The sequence below is a fragment of the Massilia mucilaginosa genome (assembly GCF_011682145.1).
GTDB lineage: Bacteria > Pseudomonadota > Gammaproteobacteria > Burkholderiales > Burkholderiaceae_D > Telluria_A > Telluria_A mucilaginosa.
On the sequence record NZ_WHJH01000210.1, the window covers coordinates 1 to 459 of the forward strand.

A 459-nucleotide genomic window follows, 5' to 3' on the forward strand; every position below is an offset into this window, starting at 1 on the left:
CGGCGCAGCTCAAGGACAAGACCATGCACATGTTCACGCTGGCCGACGAGGGGCCGAGCGAGTTCAGCGTGGTGATGTCGCATGCGGATGCGCAAGGGGACGACTCGCTGGTCAATTTCGCCGACCGGCTCGTCACCGAACTGGGCAGTTCCTTACCCGATTTCCGCTTGCTGAACCGAGTGGAACGCACGCTGGACGAGGCGCCGGCCATCGAACTCGCGTACCGCTGGCGCAGCGCAGGGCACCTGATGCACCAGCGCCAGGTGATCACCATGCTGCCCCGTACCGAAGCGGGCGAGGTGAAGGCGATGCTGATTGCCGCGACTTGCCTCAGCCAGTTCACCGACGAGTGGAATGCCAGCTTCGATGGAATGCTGGCAAGCGTCAAGCTGCGCCACAAGAAGGCGCCGGCAGTAAAAGAGGTCGCAAGTTCGGCGCCGGCGATCGCGTCGACCGTGT

Annotated in this window: 1 protein-coding gene; it reads left to right on the plus strand. The window is 63.8% G+C overall.

What is annotated here, in order from left to right:
• A partial coding sequence (locus tag F2P45_RS34455) for a DcrB-related protein (protein WP_166882695.1) occupies window positions 1-459 on the plus strand: 459 nt, incomplete at both ends.